Here is a 24160-nt window from a genome sequence, read left to right on the forward strand (position 1 = left end):
AGCTGATTCCTTTTTCTGATGTTAACGCGTTGACAATAATAGGGTTTTACTCATTGCTTACAGGTTTGCTCTCTTTTCAATCAATATTTTTACTCTAGTTAATTTATTTTTTGCGTTAACCCGAACAAATTACAAGGCGTGAAAGCGTGAAACAGCGCTAAGGCAATAATGACGACCGATAATTATTTCGCCTGGCGAGGCGAAATGGAAAATGAATTTCAGGCAGTGACAGAAGTGATGCAATTGAAATCACTTTTACAAACCCAGATTGAAATGCTGGGTTTTGATTACTTTGCTTTTTTGGTCCAGCATCCGGTGCCTTTTACCCGACCACGACTCTTTTTGTTTAGTACGTATCCCGAAAGCTGGGTGAAACGCTACGAAACTGAGAACTATTATGCGGTCGATCCGGTGTTATTACTCTGCCAGAGACCGGGCAGAGGAGTGGAGTGGACGCACGATTTATTTACCAATGCGGGTAATTTATGGGCTGAAGCCAACGCTGCAGGTTTGCTAAGTGGCTTTTCCTGCTCAGCAATGGCACCAAATCGAACCATTGGTATATTATCTATTGCATCACAGTTTCACAGTAAGACTCAGCATTTGCGCCTACAGCTAGAAGTAAAACTGCATCTTCTGGCGGAACTGAGTTTGCGCGTGTTAGAGCGTCTTAACGACAATTCAATGGTCGTTTTATCGAGTGATTTTAGTCAGCGTGAGCTGGAAATCCTGAAATGGACGGCAGAAGGAAAAACCTCTGCGGAAATTTCACTTATTTTAGCAATATCTGAACATACGGTGAATTTTCACCAAAAGAATATGCAAAAGCGTTTTAATGTTTCCAATAAAACGCAGATTGCCTGTTATGCGGCAGCGATTGGCCTGATTTAGCGAAAAGGCAACTACCAATTTTAGTAGTTCCTTCTCCACAGTCAGTTGTCTACCCTGCGCGCAATGTTGCCAGGCTGGCTCAAATAAATCATTGCATACATGGGGATGTCAGAGGCGCATGATGAAAGTAATTCAAACACAGCTTAAGGATATGCCGTCCTCACTATTGGCAGAACTTGGAACGTATCGGTATAGCGTTTTTGCGCGCGGCGAAGGGTGGTCGATTCCACCAAGATTAAGTACGCCTGGGCAGGAATACGATCGTTTTGATCGTTCGGATGTGACCTGGCTGATCGCCTGGAACGCGCGTCAGGGGATATGCGGCTGTGCACGCCTGCTGCCATGGCATGAGCCTGAAGTGCCAGAAGGGTTTGTTCTACCCTTTGATCAGGAGAAAGTGTGGGAAATGTCGCGCTTTTCGGCGCGCCTTGAAGTGGATGCGGAGCTGCCGTTAAGCATTTTGTGGCACTCGGTACAGTTAGCCGAGTTGAGCGGGATGGAGTATTTAATCAGCTCGGCAACGCCGATGCTGGAGAAGATGTTTGAACAGCATCAAGTGGTGTACGAGCCGCTGTCTCCGGGCTTGATCCAATCAGAAGATAATCTTTTTGCTATTCGCATTCCGGTTGACCAACCGGCACTGGCGGAGAAATACCGCGGTACAAGACGCTTTAGCCCGGAAGAAGTGTTGCCGTCGCTGGGCGTATCGGTGAACTGGCAATCACACAGTTAAACACCCCGCGCATCGCGCGCGGGGCATACTGCTTATTGGCGGTAAGCGGTTTTGATCTGACGAATGGTGTTGTTAAACACTTCCGCCTGAGGCTTATCGCCTAAATAGGCCTGTACATAACGCTCCATGTTGATGATCACCTTACCGGCATCGGCTTGACCCATTCCCTTCAGAATTAATGTCACCATCATCTTCAGACAGGCGACTTCGTCTGCCAGCGCTTGTGTGTCACGTGAAGTTGCAAAATCTTCATCACTCATAATTGGCTCCTTGGTGGTGTTACTCAATGGGGACACATTCTTCCTGTGCGTAAAGAAGAGAGTATATCATAGGGTTGTTCAACGAATTTAATGCAGACGAAACGGTAAAACTACGCGTGGGGTTTAATTGGACCTGGTGCTATTTTGCCGCTATTGAAAAGGGGGAGAAGCCGTTATTTATTCGGCAAACAGAAGAAAGCAATAAAATCGAGCTATAAATTATAACATAATGATATTAGTCACAATTTTACTTCATAATTTGCGCATGCTAATGCATTTTTCCTTAAATGCCTTTAACAGACCAATGTAATTGATTTGCATCATTTCATTTGAGATTTATCTGGTGTGATAGATGTTTTTTCCACCTGAAACCCGGTAAGATGTTTCACCAATAATATATTTCCCTTCACTAACCTGCGGAGTACGTCCCGTTGATCAGCCTGCTTCTTGTTGATGACCATGAACTGGTACGCGCCGGTATTCGCCGCATTCTGGAAGATATGAAGGGACTTGTCATTGCAGGTGAGGTGGCCTGTGGCGAAGACGCCGTGAAATGGTGCCGCAACAATCCGGTTGACGTCGTGTTAATGGATATGAACATGCCCGGTATCGGCGGACTTGAAGCAACGCGTAAAATCGTGCGCTACAACCCTGATATCCGCATCATCATGCTGACCATTCATACCGAAAATCCTCTACCCGCTAAAGTCATGCAGGCGGGTGCTGCAGGTTACCTGAGTAAAGGCGCTGCGCCGCAGGAAGTGGTGAGTGCAATTCGCTCAGTACATGCGGGGCAGCGTTACATCGCCTCAGATATTGCTCAACAGATGGCGCTGAGCCAGATTGAGCCACAAAAAGCCGAATCACCGTTTAGCTGTTTGTCGGAAAGGGAATTGCAGATTATGCTGATGATTACCCGCGGGCAGAAAGTGACGGAGATTTCCGAACAGCTTAATCTCAGCCCGAAAACCGTTAACAGTTACCGTTATCGTATGTTCAGCAAGTTAAACATCAGCGGTGACGTAGAGTTAACGCATTTGGCCATTCGACATGGCCTGTTCAATGCGGAGCCATTAATCAGTAGTGAGTGACGTTTTCAATCCCAAAGCCTTTCTCAGCACCGTGACCAGTCAACCCGGCGTCTATCGCATGTACGATGCGGCCGGCACGGTGATCTATGTTGGTAAAGCCAAAGACCTCAAAAAGCGCCTGACCAGCTACTTCCGGGCGCAGGTGGGCAGTCGCAAAACGGAAGTGCTGGTCAGTAACATCCAGAATATTGACGTCACCGTAACGCACACTGAAACGGAAGCACTGCTGCTCGAGCATAATTACATTAAGCTCTATCAGCCGCGCTATAACGTATTGCTGCGCGATGACAAGTCTTACCCCTATATTTTTCTCAGCGGCGATAGCCATCCACGTCTGGCGATGCATCGCGGTGCGAAGCATGCCAAAGGTGAATACTTTGGGCCATTCCCCAACGGCTACGCGGTGCGGGAAACACTGGCGCTGCTGCAAAAAGTTTTCCCTATTCGCCAATGCGAAAACAGTGTTTATCGCAACCGTTCGCGGCCCTGTCTGCAATATCAGATTGGGCGTTGCCTGGGGCCTTGTGTTGCGGGCCTGGTGAGCGAAGAGGAGTATGCGCAGCAAACCGATTATGTGCGGCTGTTCCTTGCGGGCAAAGATGATCAGGTGATTAATCAGCTGGTTAAACGTATGGAAGACGCCAGCCAGGCGTTGCGTTTTGAAGATGCGGGCCGTTTGCGCGATCAAATTCAGGCCGTGCGGCGTGTTACCGAGCGGCAGTTTGTTTCCAATCAAGGTGATGACCTTGACGTGATGGGCGTGTCATTTGATGCCGGCATGGCCTGCCTGCACGTGCTGTTTATTCGCCAGGGCAAAGTGCTCGGCAGCCGCAGCTATTTTCCTAAAGTGCCAGCGGATACTGAACTCACGGAAGTGGTGCAAACTTTTGTCGGCCAATTCTATTTGCAAGGCAGCGAAGCGCGCACCTTACCGGCTGAAATCCTGCTGGACTTTAACCTGCCCGAGCGCGAATTGCTGGCCGAGTCGCTCAGCGCCCTGGCGGGACGCAAAGTCAATATTCAGAGTAAACCGCGTGGTGACCGCGCGCGCTATCTTAAGCTGGCGCGCACCAACGCGGCAACAGCGTTGACCACCAAACTGTCACAACACTCTACTATTCAGCAGCGTCTGGCGGCGCTGGCGACATTCCTTGAGCTCGACAGCATCAATCGGATGGAGTGCTTCGACATCAGCCATACCATGGGCGAGCAGACTATCGCTTCATGCGTGGTATTCAACCGCGATGGCCCGCTGCGCTCGGATTATCGTCGTTATAACATTGAAGGCATTACGCCGGGCGATGATTATGCGGCGATGAATCAGGTGCTACGGCGTCGTTACGGTAAAGCGCTGGAAGAGGATAAAATCCCCGACGTCATTATCATCGACGGCGGTAAAGGTCAGCTGGCCCAAGCGAAACAGGTGTTTGCCGAGCTCAATGTACCCTGGGATAAAGATCGTCCCATTTTACTCGGTGTTGCCAAAGGCAGCGATCGTAAGGCGGGATTAGAAACCCTGTTCTTTGAAGCGGAAGGTGAGGGCGTTTCTTTACCTCCAGACTCGCCAGCGCTGCATGTGATCCAGCATATTCGTGACGACTCTCACAATCATGCGATTTCAGGTCATCGGAATAAACGCGCCAAAGTGAAGAACACCAGTGCGCTGGAAAGCATTGAAGGAGTGGGACCAAAACGGCGCCAACAGCTGCTTAAGTATATGGGTGGGCTGCAACCGCTAATGAATGCCAGCGTGGAAGAGATAGCCAAAGTACCGGGCATTTCTGTCGCTCTGGCAGAAAAAATATACTACTCACTGAAACACTAACATTGAAACAGGGTGGGCAATGTAGGAACATACATGAAATCCTACTCACACCAGACAGTTACTGGCATATGCAATTTAACATTCCGACGTGTCTTACCCTGTTTCGAGTCGTACTTATTCCCTTCTTTGTCCTGGCGTTCTATTTGCCATTTCAATGGGCTCCCTTTGCCACTGCACTGATCTTCGTCATCGCTGCGGTAACTGACTGGTTTGATGGTTTTTTAGCTCGCCGCTGGAAGCAAACAACACGGTTTGGTGCATTCCTCGATCCGGTGGCGGATAAAGTGCTGGTGGCAATTGCCCTGGTGCTGGTGGCTGAGCATTTCCACGCATGGTGGATCACTTTGCCAGCGGCAACCATGATTGCCCGTGAAATTATTATCTCTGCGCTGCGTGAGTGGATGGCTGAGATTGGCAAACGCAGCAGTGTGGCGGTTTCCTGGATCGGTAAGGTAAAAACCACCGCGCAAATGTTCTCACTGTTTGCCTTACTGTGGCGTCCGGAGGCGACGGTAGTCGGCGTGGGTGTGGTTGCGCTGTATATCGCAGCGGTGCTGACTTTCTGGTCAATGTTCCAGTATTTAAGCGCGGCACGTGGCGATTTGCTCGATAGCTGATCGATGCGATTTAAAAAGCAGCAAACGGACGCAGTGTGTGGATAATTCTATTGACTCATTGCGTCAGATAAGTAGAATGCATCGCATCGAACGGCAGCTGGCCTGCAAGAAGCTGAATGAAATCAGCAGGTTTGATGAAGAAAGAACAGGATCGAGTAGTTGAGTTAGCAATGCAGTCGCAAACTCAAATACAGAGATTATGCGGGAATAGCTCAGTTGGTAGAGCACGACCTTGCCAAGGTCGGGGTCGCGAGTTCGAGTCTCGTTTCCCGCTCCAAATTTAGTAGTTCGTATCCAACGGATTACATATCAGATTAAAGGCGCGTTGGCAGAGTGGCCATGCAACGGATTGCAAATCCGTCTACCTCGGTTCGACTCCGGGACGCGCCTCCAATTTACACCCTGCCCGGGTGGTGAAATCGGTAGACACAAGGGATTTAAAATCCCTCGGCTTATGGCTGTGCGGGTTCAAGTCCCGCCCCGGGCACCATATTCGAAGTAGTAAAAAACCTAATAAAAGCAATACAATAAGCAGTAATGTCGTAACCGCCCAAGGGCGGTTTTTTTGTGCCTGCTGCTTTCTTCCTAATATCGCTTCCTAATATCAGACGCTCTTTTTCTGCCCACCGACAACCGGAACTACAACGATCTTACGGTCATATGCTGCTGTTTGTTCGACGTTCTTATGCCCGGTGATGGCTCTCTTCTCATAAATATCACCCTCAAGGTCAGACACACCTTTTGCTTTCAGATCGTGGAAGGTGAAATCGAAAAGCAGTTCTGGGAATTTAATACGGGCCTCTTCACGCGCTGCACTCCATCGGTTGTTGAAACCATCACGCGTATATCCTGAACCGTTTGGCTGGTGGATTATAAAAATGCTGCTCATTCCAGGCTTAAGTGGAAGTTGTGAAGCCATTCCGATGACCGCTGTAAGGCGAGGGGACCAGCCTTTTATTTGTGCAACACTAGTTTTACTCTGCTTGATCAGAATACCTTCTTCCATAATCTGGCTCTTTTTCATAGACAAAACATCTGCCTGTCTGGCGCAGCATAGATACGCTAACCCCATCGCAATTTTAACGATGTCTGGAGCACATGAATAAAGAGCTTTATATTCAGCGTCGGTAACGTACCGATCTCGGGATTCTTCCTTGAACTTTTTAACGCCTTTAGTCGGATTCCCTTTAACCATGCCGCACTCATATCCCCAGCGGTACATGCGTGACATAAAAGCTTTCTCGCGGTTAGCTTGTACACGGCTTTTTAAGCCGCGCTTATCCATATATTTCCTTATGTGCTCAGGCTTGATTGCATCTGATGGCATTGCGCCGAAAACGGCAAGAACGTGTTTAGAATATTTCAGATAGTCTTTTTGTGTTTCCCTAGCCAGTTCGAAGAAATCAGCAGACTTGAAGAAGCGCTCAGCCAATGACGTTAAAAGCTTGTCATCTGGTATCTCATTAATGAGCGCTTCATATGCCGCCCAAACTTTTGACTGAGGTGCATCGAAGCCGCACAAGCGAATAGCCCCCATTTTTGGGATGAAACTCGAATGCTGACCTGCCGCGATACACGCGGGGTGGCATCCAAGCATCTGCTGTGTTTTTACGTGTTCTTGCCATTAATCGAGAGCACCGAACTTTGGTTCATAGGTCTCCTGATCAGCAATCTTCCGATGTGTAATCGGATAGTTGAAATGCTGCCAGGTGGTTCTTGGTCTTCCATCACGTCTTACAACAAAGAAAATACCCGCCTGCTTAAGGCAATGGCATTGCTTTGACGGAATCTTGTAGCCGGTTATTTTTTCGATATCAGCATCAGAAATAATGTCGTTCTGCATAATCACATTCCCTCCACGCGTACCTGCTGCAACAGGTGTAATAGCTGTGACATGTCACAGAGTTAATTTGGTTTCATGCCAGTCGCGATTAGCCCAGCACGCTGCCTCGCCTTCACATGGGCAATCCTGCACAGGAAGTTGATCGCCACACTTTCCACTCAGCCGCTTACTGATTACCCGAATACGGGCACGCACACGTGCATCATCCTGGCGAATCAGAAAAGGAAAGCCGGAGTAATAGCTGAGGCTAATCCTGAGTAAAACGGTGGATCAATATTGGACCGTTAGTGTTGGTGAAAAGTGAATCACTTATAAACCGTTATTGACACTTGCGGATGTTCGCCCCGCCTTGCGAGGCGAGCAGAATAAACTCAGTACGTAATGACATGGTATCTCTCGCATCCTAGGGCATAAGCGACTCCATAAACGGGTTCTTATGCCTTAGTTGTAAGTGCCTACCATGTCCCCGAACAAGTGTTCACGATCTCCCCGGACTGTACACAAGACGGGGGGCCGGGAACTCTGCCGCAAGCATGCTATTTCAGATGCTACCTTTATATACTAGGCGCAAGGAGTTAGGCGGCATGGAAGTCCCTAAAGTGAAGCGGCTCAAGTCACTTGAAGAGTAGAACGCCCGCCTCAGGAAGCTGCTCGCTAAAGCCATACTGTATAAGGAGGCGCTTCAGGTGGCTTTGGGCCGAAAGTTCTGACGACAGACCAGAAGCGGGAAACCGTGAAAATCATGTGTGAGACAACGGGTCTGTCGCAACGCCGTGCCTGCAGACTGGCTGATCTGTCCCTTTCAACCTGCCGTTATTCGGCTCAGAGTCCGGCTGCTGACGCACAGCTATCTCTGCGTATCACAGAGCTGGCACTTGAACGTCGCCGATTTGGTTACCGGCGTATCTGGCAGTTATTGCGCCGGGAGGGCCTTCACGTCAACCACAAGCGGGTTTTAACGGTCTCGGTGTAAAACGCAGGCGACGCCGTAAGGGTCTGGCGACTGAGTGGCTTCCGCTTCTTCGCCCGGATGCGCCGAACCTGACATGGTCGATGGATTTTGTCCTGGATGCACTTGCCAGCGGCCGCCGGATTAAGTGCTTTACCTGCGTGGATGATTTCACGAAGGAGTGTCTGACGATAACCGCCGCTTTCGGTATTTCAGGCGTTCAGGTCGTGCGTATTCTGGACGGCATTGCGCTGTTTCGTGGCTATCCGGCAATGATAAGAACCGATCAGGTCCTGGAATTTACCTGCCGTGCGCTCGAACAGTGGGCTTTTGAGCATGGCGTAGAACTGCGACTTATCCAGCCGAGTAAGCCAACACAGAACGGATTTATTGAGAGTTCTAACGGACTCTATCGGGATGAATGCCTGAATGAGCACTGGTTCAGCAATATTCTTCATGCCCGGAATATCATTAATGACTGACGGCAGGACTATAACGAGTCCAGACCTCATTCATCGCTGAATTACCAGACACCGTTTGAATTTGCAGCATGCTGGCGAAACGGGAAATATTAAGAAAAACCAACCGACATTACTAACTGAAAGTTGTATCTAATACTGGGGGCAGGCCAATTGCGATCGATATTTAATGATGAAATATTTTTCTTCCTCTAAATTAGGATTCTAATCAGATGATAACAAGCCAAAATACGGTGTTGGAACATCTGATGAAAAATGGTTGGCGCTCTTGAATGATGCGGTAGCAGAAAGATAATGGATGCTACTCACTCGAATGGTAATTCGATAATAACAGTTCCTTCAGAGCCTAACAGAGAGGAAGTCATTTCAATTTCTCAAAATATAAAGAGCAATCTTATGACCGAGGCCTTAAAGCTATTGCACTATTTCAGTTTTCGGTTGGTTTTGAAGAGGATGCAGAAAGCTAAGAACCATATCTGGCAGCGTAAAAAAACGAATTTTTTAATGAAAACACATGCGTCCAAAGTTGCTGGTATTTAATGGCCTAATTTACCGTAAGCTTAATCAAATTAATTGCAAGACATTTGAGGCCCGGGATGACCGGGCCTGAACTTCTAATAACTAATCATTGCGGCACATATTACAAGACCTAACCGGTATAAAACAGCAAAATTCAAAGCCTCAATCGTTTTTCATCTTAAATCAAGATTGTTAACAACTAAATTTCTCAACCCTATACCCAAAACTCTGGCATCTCCACTCTCACCGTTTGAAAGAGGAGATGAGGGGTGCACAGGCGTAATTTCTATCTCATTAGAGTGCTGATTATTAGCAAACGATAATCCTTGTATGTTTCCGATTGTTTTGAAATCTACTCGTTTTGTTTCACTCCCCACCTTGATATCGACCAATCCTCTTTCACCATCTTTATAGGCGCTTGCTTCTAACTCTATGCTCACGTTCTCTGGGAGAGGGCGTTTTGTCTGGATGATAACGGACTTACCTTTAGAAGCATCACTCCATCTTCCCCAATCTTCTCGATGAGATAAGCCAGTCATATTTTTTACATACTCGGGCATACCGGGGTAACTAAAGTCAATTTTTTTGCCCGGATACCGCAGTTCGCTTAATGGGGTTTGCAGTTGAGACATTCGATCTTTAAAGCTAGTTTCAGAATTTGTAGCCTTTGATAAATCATAGGTGAATTGATTATTATCATTATCGATTTTGCTCAGGAAGATTCCGCCGTCATTTTTGCCATAAGCGACGCACAATCCAGGCTCTATTTTATCAGTGAATACATGTGTTATCTTGAAGCAATCATCAACCCATAAAAACTGGGTTCCCTTATCAAACTCAGAGAGTTGCGTAGTCAATGGTACGCTTACATCTCTGTCAAAGTAAGGTTCTATTGAATCCTTGGTGATTTTCAGAAGAACCGGAAGTTTAAAAGAAGTCTCAGGAAGTTCAATCTGCATTGCATTCTTATTAATCACGAAATTTTTTATTGATTTCGGGAAACCCCACAAGGCAATTACTGAGTTTTTCCATGAGTTGACCTTTTCAGTCATATCTGGGAACTTCTCATAAAGAGTTTCAGTTTTAAAGGAGCTTCTTCCAAGGCCGATCAGTGAATCCCCCCCCATAGCATCAAGAACCGTTGCACCGTTATCGAGACTGCTTCTCTCTTTGCTTAAATCAACTTTCCGCGCAATGCCATCGCTGTCAATAAGCATGAACAGGTTTCTGCGAGGATGAGAAATCAACGCGTCATGGGCTGTATTGTTCATGGCCAGATGGTCGGAGGTCACAACAATAATAGTGTTTTTAAACTCTGGAGACGATCTGACTTTGTTAATGAATTTGGCTATTTGTTCCTGTGAGCAGAAAACTGCTGACATAGATGAATTGAGTTTCGCATTGTACATGTACTCATCTTTGCTGCATGATTTGTTAACAAATCCGTCAGGATGGTGAGTATCTACAGTCAACAAGAAAAGACCAAATGGCTTGTTTGATTTTGAAAGTTCCTGATACTGCTTGAAAGCTAGTTCCAAAATAGTATCGTCATACCAGCCCCAATCATTCACATAAGAACGGTCAGCCACACTGGCGGCTAATTCTTGGCGGCCAAAAACATGGTTAAACCCATGATTATCAAAGAATAATCTTTTTCCTCCAAAATCAAGATCTGCACCTTGATAAAAGTAGAGTTCATAACCTGACTTTTTAAGTATATCTCCAAGGCAGGTTGTTCCGGGGAAGAACGAAGCCAGAGAGTCAGACGAGTTTCCAGAGAAAGGAGCGAATAATGGGATGCCACATTGTGATGAGACAATCCCTGCGATAGTATAATCTGTACCTGGTAATTGAATAGTGTTATTAAAATCGTATGACTGTTCTTTTATAGATGAAAGATCATCGGTCAAGTTAGGAAACCATGATTTATCAAAGTAAGTTCTTTCCAGACTTTCGCCATAGATATAAATTACATTTTTAGTTGGTTTCTTTGTCTGGTTTGAAGGATCAACATAATACTCTGAAAAATCTTTTGATTCGTGAAGTCTTGAGTTGATAATTTTATATAGCCCAACGACTCCCGGGTTGATAATTATCGATGCCAAAATTAAGATGAATATCTTAAGTAAATCTTTTCTATTTGCTTTTTCTGGAATGATTTTTTTTACATTCACCGACTTCCACATCATGAAAACCATGCACAGGAACGTGATCAATATAATTGAGAATGGTAAGATGTATTTTTGAACGCCAGCCCCTTTCAGGTCACTAAGAAGAGTGTAAACAACAGATTCGTTTATCCCCGCCCCTGTAAAGTAGTTGGCTCCAACATAAAAAAAGCTAATGAATAATATTATCGTATACAACGCAATGATAAAGATTTTTTCTGTCAATTTTTGTGATAAAAGCTTCCTTGCCAAAAGTAGTGAAATGGCCAGAAAAATTAGTGAAATAAACAGGCTAAGCATTTTGAAATCTCATCTTGATATTATTAAAAATAATCACGGTTTAATTTTAACGGGCTATAAGCATGTTTTTAGCAGAACTAAGATAATCATACATTGAATATATCGTTAAAGCAGTTGAAGCATACAAGGCAATTATCCCGATTGATGTTATGGTTAACCCACTTCGCCACAGTAGCGCAGTCAGGCATATCATTTGCAATGATGTTTTAACCTTACCTGCCCTTGAAACCTTAACCGAGCTTCGCTCTCCAAGTTCAGCCATCCACTCCCTGAGTGCTGAGATAATAATCTCACGGGCGATTATGATTGCTGCAGGGATGGTGACCCACCATGAGTGAAAATGTTCGGCTATGAGAACTAAGGCGATGGTGATAAGAACCTTATCAGCTACTGGGTCGAGAAACGCACCAAACTTTGTAGTCTGATTGAGCTTCCGAGCTAGGAAACCATCAAGCCAGTCTGTGGCTGAAGCGACAAGAAAAATTATGGCTGTCATAGCCGTTGACCATGCTGAATCCATGTAATTTGTAATTACAAAAAATGGAATCAAAAAAAACCTAAGCAAAGTCAATGAGATGGGAATGTTAAGTTTCATTGTTAATTTGGTCAAAGTGGGGATAGACTATGTTGCTACACATTACTTTTTATGACAAGGATGTGATTTAAAAATATTTGAATTTTCACCTCTCACATCACTCTGGCATCAATTCAGCCCGTCATGTTGATCTGATATAGCAGTATGGTTACATATGTAAATTATATAAATAGCGAGCTAACACAGTAGAGATGGGGCCACAAAACCGCCACTAGAAGCTGGGAAACGCATATTTTGTTTCTACCCATATTGTTTATTGTGAAGCTACCAAACTTTTCGTAGTGAATCGCCACGGGTTTAACAGACACCTCAGGGTCATTTAAAATGACTTAAAGAGAGGTGCCCATGAGCGGTAAGCGTTATCCCGAAGTCTTTAAAATTGAAGCAGTGAAACAGGTTGTTGATCGTGGCCATTCTGTTTCCAGGGCTGAATCACGTCTCGATATCAACACCCACAGTCTTTACGCCCGGATAAAGAAGTACGGTCAGAATTCTTCCGCTAATAATGAGCAGTCAGATGTTCAGAACGAGATTCGTCGGCTTCAGAAGGAGCTGAAACGGGTAACCGACAAACGGGACAAATTAAAAAAAGCCGCGGCCTACTCCGCAAAGCTGTACGACTGGGGTATGCCTTTATCCGTGAAAATGTCCTTTGCTGGCCTGTTCGTCTGCTCTGCAGGGTGCTGGGTGCTCATCCCAGTGGCTTCAACAGCCGTACTCACAGCGCCATCAGCTGGACCTGAGACAGACAGGACAGATAAAACAGTTTTGGCTGGAATCGGGATGCGTTTATGGCTATAGCGAAATCCATCATGATCTGCGAGATAGCGGGCAGCAGTGTGGAGTGAACGGAGTGGTGCGGCTGATGAAGTTTGCCGGGATAAAGGCTCAGGTCGGGTACCTAAGCCCACGGGTACGCAGAGGCGAGACCAGTGTCATGTCACCTACAGGATACAGCGACAGTTCAATCCATATGCTCCGGATGAGCGTTGAGTGACGGACATAACATACATCAGGACTCACGAGGGCTGGCTGTATCTGGCCGTGGTTGTTAACCTTTTCTCGCGCAAAATTATCGGCTGGTCAATGCAATCCCGGATGACGAAGAACATTGTCTTGAAAGCACGGATTATGACCGTATGGCGACGTAATCCCCAAAAAGAGGTACTTGTTCACTCAGATCAGGGCAGTCATTACATATGTCACGAGTGGCAGTCATTCCTTGAGTCGCATTTTATTGTAGGTAGGATGAGTCGCCGCGTTAACTGTCACTATAATGCGATAGCAGAAAGCTTTTTCCAGCTACTGAAACGCGAAAGAATAAAGAAAAAGATGCAAGGAACGCGTGAAGAAGCCCGCAGCGAGCTTTTGGATTACATTAATATGTTTTATAACAGTAAGAGTCGGCGTGGTTCGAGCAATCAGATGTCACCCACAGGATATGCAAATCAATATTATCAACGGCTCGGAGTGTCTAGGTTATCTGTGGTGATTCTGGGAGATTCTGGCACCGGTTAAGGTATGACTAAGATACTAAGGGGAAAATGCTAAGATTATGACCAGGTAATCAAATCAGCCGTCTAGGCGGCAGACATGTGCCGCAACCATTTTTAGTAGACCGGAGAGTGGCTCACCAAAGGTTAGCCGTTCACTTCGTTCCTGCCAGAAAAATTCATATACTCACTAAAAGCTCTAGGAAATTCCCTAGCGAGACATTAAAACGACTAATTCTGATCAAATTCTATTGAAGCGGCAAGACACCCACGAAAAGCTTCATATTATCTATGTTGTAGTGCATATAGACCCTTGATAGACTTTGTGCAATTTTTAATCTTATTTCATGAAAAGAATCTTTATGCTTTGATAACAAAAACACCTGATTTAAAATCCCTCGGCTTATGGCTGTGCGGGTTCAAGTCCCGCCCCGGGCACCATATTTGAAGTTGAATAAAACGAATAAAAAAGCAATATGCAGTAATGTCGTAACCGTCCAAGGGCGGTTTTTTTGTTTTTGTTGTCTGCCTTTTACCCATAAAAAACCCGGCTAAGCCGGGCGCCTTGTTACGATTGCGGTTGTCCCACCGGTCCTGCGCCTTCGCTGGCCCCCGGAACAGGCTGATTACTTGGTGCATGTGGACGTCCATCACCACCGACCGCGTCACTTTTATGCATACAGCCCGCAAGCGATACCAATGTTAGTGTTACCAATACTGCTTTGGTTAAAACCTGCATCTGTAGCTCCTTATTAATAAGCGCTTAGCTAACCAATCTTAAAGAGATCAACGTATTGACCCTAAAGATAAGCAAAGCAGCAGTGGGGAATTACGCAAGTTAAATGCTGATGAAATACTAAAAAACGCCGAATTTTCGGCGTTTTTCATCTCAATCCTAATTTTACCCAAGATTACCGGTTAATCGTTCATGAAAATCACTGCTGCGATTATCCAGACCCACAAACGTCACGGTCGCCCCGTGGCGCTGATAGCGGTACTCGATGGCATCGAGAGCCGCCACGCTGGATGCATCCCAAATCTGCGCGTGGGTGAGGTCAATGGTGACGGTTTTAGGATCGTGACCGTAATTAAAGTGTTCGAACAGGTCATTACTGCTGCCGAAGAACAGTGGGCCACGCACGATGTAACTGACCTGCTTTCCGTCGTCGCTCAGCTGACGTTCAGCATGGATAACGTGGGCAATGCGACGCGCGAATAGCATCATTGCCAGAATCACGCCAACCAGCACGCCAATGGCCAGGTTGCCGGTCCACACGGTGACGGCAACGGTGAGCAGCATCACAAAGGTTTCTGACCACGGCATGCGTTTCAGCGTCGCGGGTTGCAGGCTGTGCCAGTTAACGGTTTTCACCGCAACTACCATCATAATACCTGCCAGTACCACCATTGGAATCTGCGCCATAATCTGGCTAAGTCCGGTAACCAGCAGCAGCAAAACAATACCTGCCGCCAGCGTGGAAACGCGCGTCCGCGCTCTGCCTAGCTCAACATTGACGATGGTCTGGCCGATCATCGCACACCCGGCAATGCCACCATAAAAGCCCGCAAGAATATTGCCGACGCCCAGCGCCCAGGATTCACGGCGCTTGCCGGATGGCGTATCGGTAATGTCATCCACCAGTTTGGCGGTCAGCAGCGACTCCATCAGACCAACAAAAGCGATGCTCAGCGCGGTGGGCCAGATAATTTGCAACGTTTGAAGATTGATCGGCACCAATAGCGTGGTAAAGCCCGGCAAACCGGCGGTCATAGGGCCTTCATCGCCAACATTAGGCACGCGATAGCCAAGCAGCAGTGCGACGGCGGTGACCACCACAATTGCTACCAGCGGTGACGGCACGCTTTTCAATACTTTAGGCAGCAGGACGACGATCGCCAGCGTGACGGCAAACAGCCCCCACACCAGCGTGGATTGTCCCCAAACGTGCGGGACTTGCGCAAAGAAAATCAAAATGCCAAGCGCGTTAACGAAGCCAATCATCACTGAACGTGGGATATAGCGCATCATGCGCGATAAGCCGGCGAAACCAAAAATGATCTGGATGAGCCCGCCCATAATCACCGCCGGCAGAATGTACTCCACACCGTGCGTATGCACCATCGGGCCAATGACCAGCGCCACTGAACCAGCCGCAGCGGTCACCATCGCCGGACGACCGCCCAGAATCGAGAGCGTCAGACACAGCACGACCGACGCTACCAAGCTCACTTTAGGATCAACGCCCGCAATCACCGAAAATGAGATCACTTCAGGAATCAGCGCCAGTGCGGTAATGATCCCCGCCAGACATTCACGGGTTAAGAGGGCAGGCGAACGTAATACGTGCCCCACGGTGATATCGCTCTCCACCGCAGGGGGGCGCTCAGTTGGTTGGCTCATAGATTATGCAGGCTCTTTTGTTATGTTGCGCATACCGTCGCGGTACGGCAGTAACCAGTTGGAATATTCAGGGAAGGATGTTACCGGGCAATGATATCTGATGCTAGCAAGATGGGAGAGGAGAAGGTGATTCCATCCCTGGAATCCGGTTTCAGACCGCGAGATCGTCAGGTGTTTTATTGACAACTAATTCGAGCAGAAGGCGATAAATATCCAGCTGAATCACATCACTTTCCATTTCAAGGCGATTGATCAGGGATGAAATGATCGCTTTATTTGAAACCGGCGTACCGGCTTGCAGGATTTCGGCAATGATTTGCCCGAAAACTTCCATTTCAGTGCTATCGCTGTTACCGGCGAGGGTAAAGTAATCAGCGATGGCGTTGCTGCTGGCTGCGGCGTTTTGCATATGTGAGGCCCTTTAAATCGGTCTGATGGCAAATTTGCCTTCAGCTTCATGATGGAAAAACTTACACGCGGACAGGCGCGCAAGACCCAACTCATCAACCAACGCAAAAAGACACCTCTGAAGGTGGAAATCCACAACACCTTCAGAGGCGACGCAAAGTGCATCATTCGTTACGGAGCCATCAGCTGGCTCTCGGGACGTAAAGTTATACAATATGGCTCAACTTGTACAATGTTGATATTAAGCTATTTGTGCTAATCGTTATTTATCAGTAAATTATATTTAAATTTATTCTGTAAAATCTATACAAGCAGCCAGCCGTAACTAAAATCATGCCAACGTTGTACAACTGAATGTGAGACATGGAACGCTATTTGGTGCGTCGAGGAGCGCTGCTGATGCCAGCACACTTTCCATTGCAGTTCACCTTCGCATATAATAACGCACTTATTTAGTTAGATATCTAATCATTAGGTCACTACGTTTTGAGCGACTATCCGCAACCTTTTTCTCGTTTACTGCATCTTACCGCTCACGCATGGCGGCTGGCAGTTGACCGTCGCTTAAAAGAGAGTGGGCTCAGCATGAGCAGCTGGATGGCAATAGCCAGCGTCGCTACCGCCACAGAGCCACCCACGCAAAAGGCATTGGCACAACTACTCGGCCTGGAGGAAGCCAGCGTCGTTCCGCTGGTTGATCGGTTGGTGAAGCAGGCGCTGCTGGCGCGCGTCCAGCCACCTGAAGATCGACGCAAGCGCCTGCTGATCCTGACGAAGCAAGGCCACGTGGCATTTGCCGAAGTGAAAACGCAAGCCGATGCACTGCGGGCGCAGCTACTGGCGGATATCGAACCCGAATCTTTGGCGGTGACCGAAAAGGTTTTGCAGCAGCTGCTTGAACGTCTGGGAAGTGTGTGACCGTGGCGAAGCGCAATCCTTATGCCCAGCGCGAATGGCTGCCGCACGAGAAACCCATGTTGCCTGGCTCGCCTTCCACGCCGCTACATTCCCCTGCGAAGCGAATCGCCTTCGGTATTATTGGGCTATTGATCTCGATAACCGGCGCCCTGAGTAACGCGCTGGTTTCTGCCAATCTAACCAATCTGCAGGGCACTTTTGGGGCCTACAGCAATGAGATCGCCTGGCTGCCCGCCGTTTATGTGATGGGCAATATCTCCATTAATCTGCTGTTGGTGAAGTTTCGCCAGCAGTTTGGCCTACGACTGTTTACCGAAGCGTTTTTAGTGCTGTACGTCATTGTGGCGTTCTTCCATATTCTCGCCAACGATCTCAGCTCAGCCATCATTGTCCGCACCGCACACGGTATGGTGGGGGCCGCGCTTAGCTCGCTCGGCATCTATTATCAGATTCAGGCGTGGCCAGCAAAGCATCGGCTTAAAGCGCTGGTGATTGGTATCACCGCGTCGCAGTTGGCGATTCCGCTGGCACGTTTATTTTCAACCGAGCTGCTGCAGCTGCAAGAGTGGCGCGGATTGTATCTGTTTGAGCTCGGGCTGGCGCTGATTGCGCTGGGTTGCGTGCTGGTGGTTAAATTACCGCCCGGCGACCGGATCAAAGCCTTTGAGAAGATGGATTTTGTCACTTTCATGCTACTGGCACCCGGCATGGCTTTACTGTGCGCCGTGCTGTCACTGGGACGTATCGAGTGGTGGTTCAGTACGCCGTGGTTGGGCGTGGCATTGGCTTTGGCGCTGGTGTTGATCGTGGCGGCAATCGTCGTGGAGCACAATCGCGCCAATCCGTTAATTAACACGCGCTGGCTCAGCAACGGCATGATTGTAAGGCTGGGAATTGTGATGATCATGATGCGCATCCTGCTGGCCGAACAGAACACCGGCGCGGTTGGCTTTCTGCAGCAGCTGGGTTTGCTCAACGATCAAATGCGCGGGCTGGCATTTGCCATCATCGCCGGCGTGATTTGCGGCATGGTTGCCAGCGCCTTAACCATCAAACCGACGCATCTCAGTTGGCCGATCGTTGCCTCGCTGGTGGTGATGATCGTTGCCTCGCTGATGGATGCGCAATCCAGCCCGCTGACGCGCGGCAACAATCTTTATGTTAGTCAGTTTTTGCTGGGCTTCGGCAGCGCGTTCTTCCTCGCGCCCGCCATGCTGCTGGGGATTGGCGGCGTGGTTACGCAGCCCAAAAACCTGGTGAGCTTCGTGGTGCTGTTCGGGATGAGCCAAAATCTCGGCGGGCTCATTGGTGCGGCGATACTTGGCACCTTCCAGACGTGGCGCGAAAAATATCACTCCAGTCTGCTGGGCGATCAGCTGTCACAGCTTGATCCGAACGTCACTGAGCGACTGAGCCAATACAGCGCGCTGTTCAGCAGCCAGCTAGCGGATAACGTACTGCTCAGCGCGCAAAGCAGCAGTCAACTGCAAACGGTGGCCACGCTGCAAGCCAACGTGCTGGCCTATAACGACACCTATTATCTTACCGCTGCGTTGGCGTTCATCACGCTGATATGGGTGTTGTACCGCCTGTCGCGGTTACGCTATATCAACTGGCGTCAGACAAAAATGGATGCGGCAAAATCATCAGTAAACCCGACGGAGAATTCATGAGCCAACAGGACGATATTCAGGCTGCGGAGCGCGAGCGTACCAACCGCCGACGCATTCTTTCCATTGCTGCCGGCAGCGGCATTGTGATTGTTGGCGTGCTGGTGATTTTGTATGCCTGGCAGTTATGGCCGTTCACAAGCACCCTGCAGGCCACGGAAAACGCCTATGTACGCGGTCAGGTCACCTTTATCAGCCCGCAGGTGAGCGGCTATCTCACCGAGGTTGACGTGGTGGATTTACAGCCGGTGACCAAAGGGCAGCTACTGATGACCATCGACGATCGTATTTATCGTCAGCGGGTGCATCAGGCGCAGGCGCAGTTAGAGATGAAAATCGCGGCGCAAAACAATAACCAGCAGCAGCGCAAAAGTGCTGAAGCCACCATTGTTAGCAACAAAGCGGCACTGGAGAATGCCAAGGCCCAGGCACTGAAAAGCAGCCTCGATCTCAAGCGCGTGGAGAATCTGGCAGCCGACGGCTCGCTGTCGGTACGCGAGCGCGATGCGGCACGCGCCGCCAACGCGCAGGCCGAAGCGCAGCTGCGTCAGGCGGAGGCGCAGGTAGCCGTGTCACAGCAAAATCTGCAAACCGTGGTGGTCAATCGCGGCTCACTGCAAGCGGATGTTGCCAGCGCTCAGGCGGCGTTAGAACTGGCGAATATCGATTTGGCCAACACGCGCATTATCGCGCCGGATAGCGGGCAGCTTGGCCAACTCTCGGTGCGCAAAGGGACCTACGTCACCGCCGGAACACGATTAACCTCCGTGGTGCCTGAAAACAAATGGGTGATCGCTAACCTGAAAGAGACCCAGCTGGCGCGTGTTCGTCCCGGCTTGCCGGTCAGCATTCGCGTCGATGCGCTCGACGGCAAGCATTATGACGGCCGCGTTGAGTTTATTTCACCCGCTGCCGGTTCCGAGTTCAGCGCCATTTCGCCAGATAACGCCACCGGAAATTTTGTGAAAATTGCCCAGCGCATTCCGGTGCGCATCAAGATTCTCAACGACGATCTGCACGCGCTGCGCCCGGGCATGTCGGTGGAAGTGGAGATTGATACTGCCGCAGAGCCGTATAAGGAAGCGCCATGAAGCGCCTACTGTTAGCCACCTGCGTGGCGCTGATGGTGGCAGGCTGCGCCACCGAGGTCGAAAAAGCGCCTTCATCCTTACCCATTCCGGATAACTGGCGTCAGCAGGTGGGGCCGCACGCGGCACCTGAAGCGCGCTGGTGGCAACATTTCGGCGATGATCACCTCAATCGCCTCGTTAGCCAGGCGTTGCAGCATAATAGCGATATCCTGATGGCGCGGTCGCGCGTCGATCAATACCGCGCCGAGTTGCGTGCTGCGCAGGGCGATAATTTCCCCACGCTGTCAGCGGGTGTTGCCGCTACTCACCAGCGCGCACTGTCGGCGGCAACCGGCCAGCCGTATGAAAGCGCAGTGTTTCAGGGATTGCTGCAGGCTAATTATGAGGTTGATCTGTGGGGCAGTCGCAGCAGCAGCATCCGTGCCGCCGCAGCGTCGTTGGATGCGCAGCGTGCCGCCGCCTCAGCGGCCGAATTAACCGTCGCCAGTTCGGTGGCATCGGGCTATCTCAGCCTGTGCGCGCTGGATGAACAGCTGCGGGTCACGCAAGCCACGCTGGCGACGCGGGAAAATTCGCTTAATCTGGCGCAGCGTCAGTTTGAAACTGGCTATACCTCACGCCTTGAATGGATGCAGGCAGCATCGGAATACCAAACGGCCAAAGCACAGGTTCCGCAGCTACAGCATCAAATTGAGCAGCAGGAGAACGCGCTCAGCGTGCTGGTGGGTATGAACCCACGTGAGATTGCGCGCAGCAGCCAGTTTGATCATATCAAGCCGCAAATCTTGCCGTCTCTGCTCCCTTCGCAGTTGCTTAATCGTCGGCCAGATATTGTGCAAGCGCAGCGCCAACTGCTGGCTACGGATGCTTCGCTGGCGTCAACGCAGGCGAAGCTTCTCCCGTCGCTCAACCTCACCGCCAGCGGCACGTTACAAAGCAGCGAGCTGCATCAGCTATTGGATAATCCGTTCCGCTTGTGGAGTATTGGTGGCAGCATTCTGGCTCCGCTGCTCAATCGCGAAGCGCTTACTGCGCAGGTCGACGTGGCAATGGCAACGCGTAACCAGGCGCTTTATGGCTATGAGAAGGTGGTTCGCAACGCTTTCTCCGAGGTGGATAATGCGCTGGATGCGATTCGCCGCAGTCAGGAGCAGCTGGCAGAATTGCAGAAGCAGGAGAGTTATGTCGCGGAGGCGTATCGCATTGCGCATAACCGTTATCAGAATGGTTATGCTTCCTACCTTGATGAGCTGGATGCCCAGCGCACGCTGTTCAGCACCCAGCTGAATATCGTGTCGGTGAAAAATACGTTGTTATTGGCACAGATCGATCTTTATCGCGCGCTGGGCGGAGGTTGGCAGGGGTAACGCCGTTGAACGTGTACTTAAGCCCCGCCATTCAGCTGCCTGAGTCGACCCAGGCAGCATAACAGCCTACTCAACGATCCCTTTCTAACGTTTTATGTCGACCGCCTTATTTTCTCATGGACCTTTTTTTAACTGGAAAGTTCAGGAAACTTCTTGCTTTCGCCGTTCGACTGCGCATAATCGCAAACCGCAATAATAATGATTATCAATACGTTTGCATTAGGGGATCTCCATGCGCAACACGCCTTTCAATCCCGGACTGAAACCGACGCTGTTGGCCGTAATGGTCAGCGCCGGTTGTTTGCCAGTGATGGCTGCTACTACCAACACCACAACTCAAACTGACGCGAAGAACGAACAGCAGACGCTGACCGTGACCGCAGCACCGCAAACCGATTTCAAACCAGGCGGCGACGATCTGGTACCTGCTTACCTTGATGGGCAGGTGGCTCACGGCGGCCGCCTTGGCATGCTGGGCGAACAGAATGCGATGGACGTGCCGTTCAACGTGATTGGCTTCACTTCGAAGATGATTCAGGACCAGCAGGCGCAAACCATCGGTGACGTGGTGCGCAACGATGCTGGCGTGCAAAATCTGAAAGGCTACGGCAACTTCGCGGAAAGCTATCGCATTCGTGGCTTCAAGCTGGATGGCGATGCCATGACCTATGGCGGGCTGGCCGGCATTGTGCCACGTCAGGTAATGGATGCTTCGCTGATTGACCGCGTGGAAATTTTCAAAGGTGCCAACGCATTGTTGAACGGCTCGGCCGAGAGCGGCGTTGGCGGCATGATTAACCTTGAACCAAAGCATGCGGATGATGCGCCACTGACGCGTATCGGCGTGGATTATACCTCGGGTTCGCAGGTCGGCGGCAGCGCCGATATTGGCCGTCGTTTTGGCGACAACAACCAGTTTGGCGTGCGTCTGAATGCGGTGAATCGTGAAGGCGGCACCGAGATAGACGGCGAGAAAAAACGGACTACGGCGGCATCACTTGGTCTGGATTATCGTGGCGATCGTCTGCGCACGTCGCTGGACGTGGGTTATCAGAAGAAAACTTTCCACGATGCGCGTAATGGCATCAATATCAGCAATATTGATTTCATTCCTGATGTGCCGTCTAACTCGAAAAACTACAGCCAGAACTGGGTGTTCAGCGATATTCAATCAGAATTCGGATTGGCGAAAGCCGAGTACGATCTGACCGATCAGTGGACCGCCTATGCGGGACTTGGCGCGCAGCACACGCATGAGGTGGGCAACTACGGTATTCCAAAGGTGTTGGATAGCGCAGGCAACGCCACTATTGGCCGTTTCAGAACCAACCGTGTGCAAGACAACATGAGCGGCATGGTGGGGCTGCGTGGCGATTTCACTACCGGTCCGGTGACGCATAAAGTTAACGTTGGTTACTCGGCGATGACCGCGAATGCCAAAAACAGTTACCGCATGTCGTCGGGTAATGATGCCGATGTGAATATTTACCAGCCGCAGGATGTGACCGAGCCGGACAATGTTTTCTCCGGCGGCACCAAATTTAGCGATCCTTTGACCACTTACCGCTCGCGTTCACAAGGTTATCTGCTGAGCGATACGCTGGGCTTCTTTGATGACACCTTGCTGGCAACGCTGGGGGCTCGCCATCAGAAGGTGGTGGTGCGTAACTATGGTTACGACGGGGCGGAAGATGCCGGCACCCGCTTTGACAGCAGTCGCTGGTTGCCAGCTTATGGGCTGCTGTATAAAGCCACCGAAAACATCTCGCTGTATGCCAACCATACCGAATCATTGACGCCGGGCACTGCTGCACCGTTTGGTACCAGCAACTACGGCAGCGTAACCGGGATTGTGCATGCCAAACAGAATGAAGTGGGCGTAAAAGCGGACTTTGGTCGCGTAGGCGGATCGTTGGCGCTATTTGAAATCAAACAGCCGGTTGGCGTGAAAAATAACAACGTATACCAGCTGAATGGTGAACAGCGTAATCGCGGCGTGGAACTGAACGTCTTCGGTGAACCGGTGCTGGGCCTGCGCCTCAACAGTAGCGCGACCTGGATTGATCCAGACATGACAAAAACGGGCGACAGCGATCAAAATGGCAAGAATGCCATTGGCGTGCCGCGCTTCACTGCGGCGCTGGGCGCGGAGTACGACATCAAACCGGTCGATGGACTCACCGCAACCGCTTTGCTGAATTACACCGGCTCTCAGTACGCTGACCTGGCGAATAACATGAAACTGGACGATTACACTACGCTGGACATAGGGCTGCGTTATCGCATGAAAGTTAATCAGAACGATATGGTGTGGCGCGTGGGCGTTGATAACGTGACCAATGAGAAATATTGGGCAAACGTGGATGACAGCGGCACCTATTTGTCACAGGGCGAACCACGCACCGTAAAAGTCTCATTGAGCTACGATTTCTAATCTGTACCCAACGGGGCGTCTTCACGCCCCGTTATCATCCTGTTGAGAAATAATCCTGTACCTTACGGCACTTTGCATTACACTCTCCTCGGCAATCCTGCTCGAAAA

The 24160-nt window shown here is 49.6% G+C and carries 17 protein-coding genes, 3 tRNA genes and 4 pseudogenes; 15 read left to right on the top strand and 9 right to left on the bottom strand.

What is annotated here, in order from left to right; all coding sequences use genetic code 11:
• Nucleotides 1-168: 168 nt before the first annotated feature.
• A complete protein-coding gene (gene sdiA, locus ACIP6T_RS03230; protein ID WP_345826922.1) occupies nucleotides 169-891 on the top strand; it encodes a transcriptional regulator SdiA in 723 nt (240 codons plus the stop codon).
• Between the two features lie 121 nt (nucleotides 892-1012).
• Nucleotides 1013-1624 carry an acyl-homoserine-lactone synthase gene (locus ACIP6T_RS03235; RefSeq protein ID WP_008102322.1) on the top strand — a complete coding sequence of 204 codons (612 nt, stop codon included), beginning with the start codon at nucleotides 1013-1015 and terminating at the stop codon, nucleotides 1622-1624.
• Nucleotides 1625-1656: 32 nt separating this feature from the next.
• On the opposite strand, the gene ACIP6T_RS03240 is transcribed toward ACIP6T_RS03235, so the two are convergent.
• Nucleotides 1657-1884 (bottom strand): DUF2594 family protein, encoded by a 228-nt coding sequence (locus ACIP6T_RS03240; protein ID WP_400455346.1) that lies wholly within the window; start codon nucleotides 1882-1884, stop codon nucleotides 1657-1659.
• A 431-nt stretch (nucleotides 1885-2315) separates the two neighbouring features.
• Here ACIP6T_RS03240 and uvrY point away from each other — a divergent pair, with 431 nt between their 5' ends.
• The 6 genes from uvrY (at nucleotide 2316) to ACIP6T_RS03270 (ending at nucleotide 5907) form a co-directional block, all read left to right on the top strand.
• Complete coding sequence (gene uvrY, locus ACIP6T_RS03245) at nucleotides 2316-2975, top strand: UvrY/SirA/GacA family response regulator transcription factor (RefSeq protein WP_097094301.1); 660 nt, start codon at nucleotides 2316-2318, stop codon at nucleotides 2973-2975.
• Nucleotides 2968-4800, top strand: coding sequence for an excinuclease ABC subunit UvrC (gene uvrC, locus ACIP6T_RS03250; protein WP_400455348.1), 1833 nt, complete (start codon nucleotides 2968-2970; stop codon nucleotides 4798-4800). Before uvrY ends, uvrC begins: the two co-directional genes overlap by 8 nt.
• Nucleotides 4801-4868: 68 nt before the next feature.
• Complete coding sequence (gene pgsA / locus ACIP6T_RS03255; RefSeq protein WP_008102316.1) at nucleotides 4869-5417, top strand: CDP-diacylglycerol--glycerol-3-phosphate 3-phosphatidyltransferase; 549 nt, start codon at nucleotides 4869-4871, stop codon at nucleotides 5415-5417.
• 201 nt (nucleotides 5418-5618) lie between these two features.
• Nucleotides 5619-5694, top strand: a tRNA-Gly gene (locus ACIP6T_RS03260).
• 42 nt (nucleotides 5695-5736) lie between these two features.
• Nucleotides 5737-5810 (top strand) — tRNA-Cys (locus ACIP6T_RS03265).
• Nucleotides 5811-5821: 11 nt separating this feature from the next.
• A tRNA-Leu gene (locus ACIP6T_RS03270) sits at nucleotides 5822-5907 on the top strand.
• A gap of 114 nt (nucleotides 5908-6021) precedes the next feature.
• Here the strand turns inward: ACIP6T_RS03270 and ACIP6T_RS03275 are convergent.
• The 3 genes and pseudogenes from ACIP6T_RS03275 to ACIP6T_RS03285 all read right to left on the bottom strand — a co-directional run.
• Nucleotides 6022-7042 (bottom strand): annotated as a pseudogene (locus ACIP6T_RS03275) (integrase).
• Complete coding sequence (locus ACIP6T_RS03280; protein ID WP_345826907.1) at nucleotides 7042-7260, bottom strand: DUF4224 domain-containing protein; 219 nt, start codon at nucleotides 7258-7260, stop codon at nucleotides 7042-7044. Before ACIP6T_RS03280 ends, ACIP6T_RS03275 begins: the two are co-directional and overlap by 1 nt.
• 331 nt (nucleotides 7261-7591) lie before the next feature.
• Nucleotides 7592-7684, bottom strand: a pseudogene (locus ACIP6T_RS03285) (hypothetical protein); the annotation flags it as partial.
• 90 nt (nucleotides 7685-7774) lie between these two features.
• Between ACIP6T_RS03285 and ACIP6T_RS03290 the strand changes: the two are divergent.
• Nucleotides 7775-8784: pseudogene (locus ACIP6T_RS03290) on the top strand (IS3 family transposase); the annotation flags it as partial.
• A gap of 596 nt (nucleotides 8785-9380) precedes the next feature.
• Here the strand turns inward: ACIP6T_RS03290 and opgB are convergent.
• Both opgB and pgsA (ACIP6T_RS03300) read right to left on the bottom strand, forming a co-directional pair.
• A complete protein-coding gene (opgB, locus tag ACIP6T_RS03295) occupies nucleotides 9381-11675 on the bottom strand; it encodes a phosphatidylglycerol--membrane-oligosaccharide glycerophosphotransferase (protein WP_345826906.1) in 2295 nt (764 codons plus the stop codon).
• Between the two features lie 46 nt (nucleotides 11676-11721).
• Nucleotides 11722-12270: a CDP-diacylglycerol--glycerol-3-phosphate 3-phosphatidyltransferase gene (gene pgsA, locus ACIP6T_RS03300; RefSeq protein ID WP_345826905.1), complete on the bottom strand. Its 549-nt coding sequence runs from the start codon at nucleotides 12268-12270 to the stop codon at nucleotides 11722-11724.
• Nucleotides 12271-12615: 345 nt separating this feature from the next.
• Between pgsA (ACIP6T_RS03300) and ACIP6T_RS03305 the strand changes: the two are divergent.
• A pseudogene (locus tag ACIP6T_RS03305) lies at nucleotides 12616-13788 on the top strand (IS3 family transposase).
• A 335-nt stretch (nucleotides 13789-14123) separates the two neighbouring features.
• Here ACIP6T_RS03305 and ACIP6T_RS03310 read toward each other — a convergent pair.
• The 3 genes from ACIP6T_RS03310 to ACIP6T_RS03320 all read right to left on the bottom strand — a co-directional run bounded on the left by ACIP6T_RS03310 (nucleotide 14124) and on the right by ACIP6T_RS03320 (nucleotide 16573).
• On the bottom strand, nucleotides 14124-14402 hold the full coding sequence (locus tag ACIP6T_RS03310; protein WP_400455351.1) for a hypothetical protein: 279 nt from the start codon (nucleotides 14400-14402) through the stop codon (nucleotides 14124-14126).
• A 262-nt stretch (nucleotides 14403-14664) separates the two neighbouring features.
• Nucleotides 14665-16164, bottom strand: coding sequence for a SulP family inorganic anion transporter (locus tag ACIP6T_RS03315; RefSeq protein WP_400455354.1), 1500 nt, complete (start codon nucleotides 16162-16164; stop codon nucleotides 14665-14667).
• Between the two features lie 151 nt (nucleotides 16165-16315).
• Nucleotides 16316-16573, bottom strand: a complete 258-nt coding sequence (locus tag ACIP6T_RS03320; protein ID WP_400455357.1) for a biofilm/acid-resistance regulator YmgB/AriR — start codon at nucleotides 16571-16573, stop codon at nucleotides 16316-16318.
• Between the two features lie 485 nt (nucleotides 16574-17058).
• Between ACIP6T_RS03320 and ACIP6T_RS03325 the strand changes: the two genes are divergently transcribed.
• The 5 genes from ACIP6T_RS03325 (at nucleotide 17059) to ACIP6T_RS03345 (ending at nucleotide 24052) form a co-directional block, all read left to right on the top strand.
• Nucleotides 17059-17490 carry a MarR family winged helix-turn-helix transcriptional regulator gene (locus ACIP6T_RS03325; RefSeq protein WP_400455359.1) on the top strand — a complete coding sequence of 144 codons (432 nt, stop codon included), beginning with the start codon at nucleotides 17059-17061 and terminating at the stop codon, nucleotides 17488-17490.
• Nucleotides 17491-17492: 2 nt separating this feature from the next.
• Nucleotides 17493-19163 (top strand): MFS transporter, encoded by a 1671-nt coding sequence (locus ACIP6T_RS03330; protein WP_097097556.1) that lies wholly within the window; start codon nucleotides 17493-17495, stop codon nucleotides 19161-19163.
• On the top strand, nucleotides 19160-20251 hold the full coding sequence (locus ACIP6T_RS03335) for an HlyD family secretion protein (protein WP_345826902.1): 1092 nt from the start codon (nucleotides 19160-19162) through the stop codon (nucleotides 20249-20251). The genes ACIP6T_RS03330 and ACIP6T_RS03335 overlap by 4 nt, the downstream gene beginning before the upstream one ends.
• The gene (locus ACIP6T_RS03340; RefSeq protein ID WP_400455363.1) at nucleotides 20248-21618 is read left to right on the top strand and encodes an efflux transporter outer membrane subunit; all 1371 of its coding nucleotides are present in this window, start codon (nucleotides 20248-20250) and stop codon (nucleotides 21616-21618) included. The genes ACIP6T_RS03335 and ACIP6T_RS03340 overlap by 4 nt, the downstream gene beginning before the upstream one ends.
• A 232-nt stretch (nucleotides 21619-21850) precedes the next feature.
• Nucleotides 21851-24052: a TonB-dependent siderophore receptor gene (locus ACIP6T_RS03345; RefSeq protein ID WP_097094294.1), complete on the top strand. Its 2202-nt coding sequence runs from the start codon at nucleotides 21851-21853 to the stop codon at nucleotides 24050-24052.
• Nucleotides 24053-24160 lie beyond the last annotated feature (108 nt).

The sequence above is a fragment of the Pantoea sp. NPDC088449 genome (assembly GCF_044753225.1).
GTDB lineage: Bacteria > Pseudomonadota > Gammaproteobacteria > Enterobacterales > Enterobacteriaceae > Pantoea > Pantoea floridensis.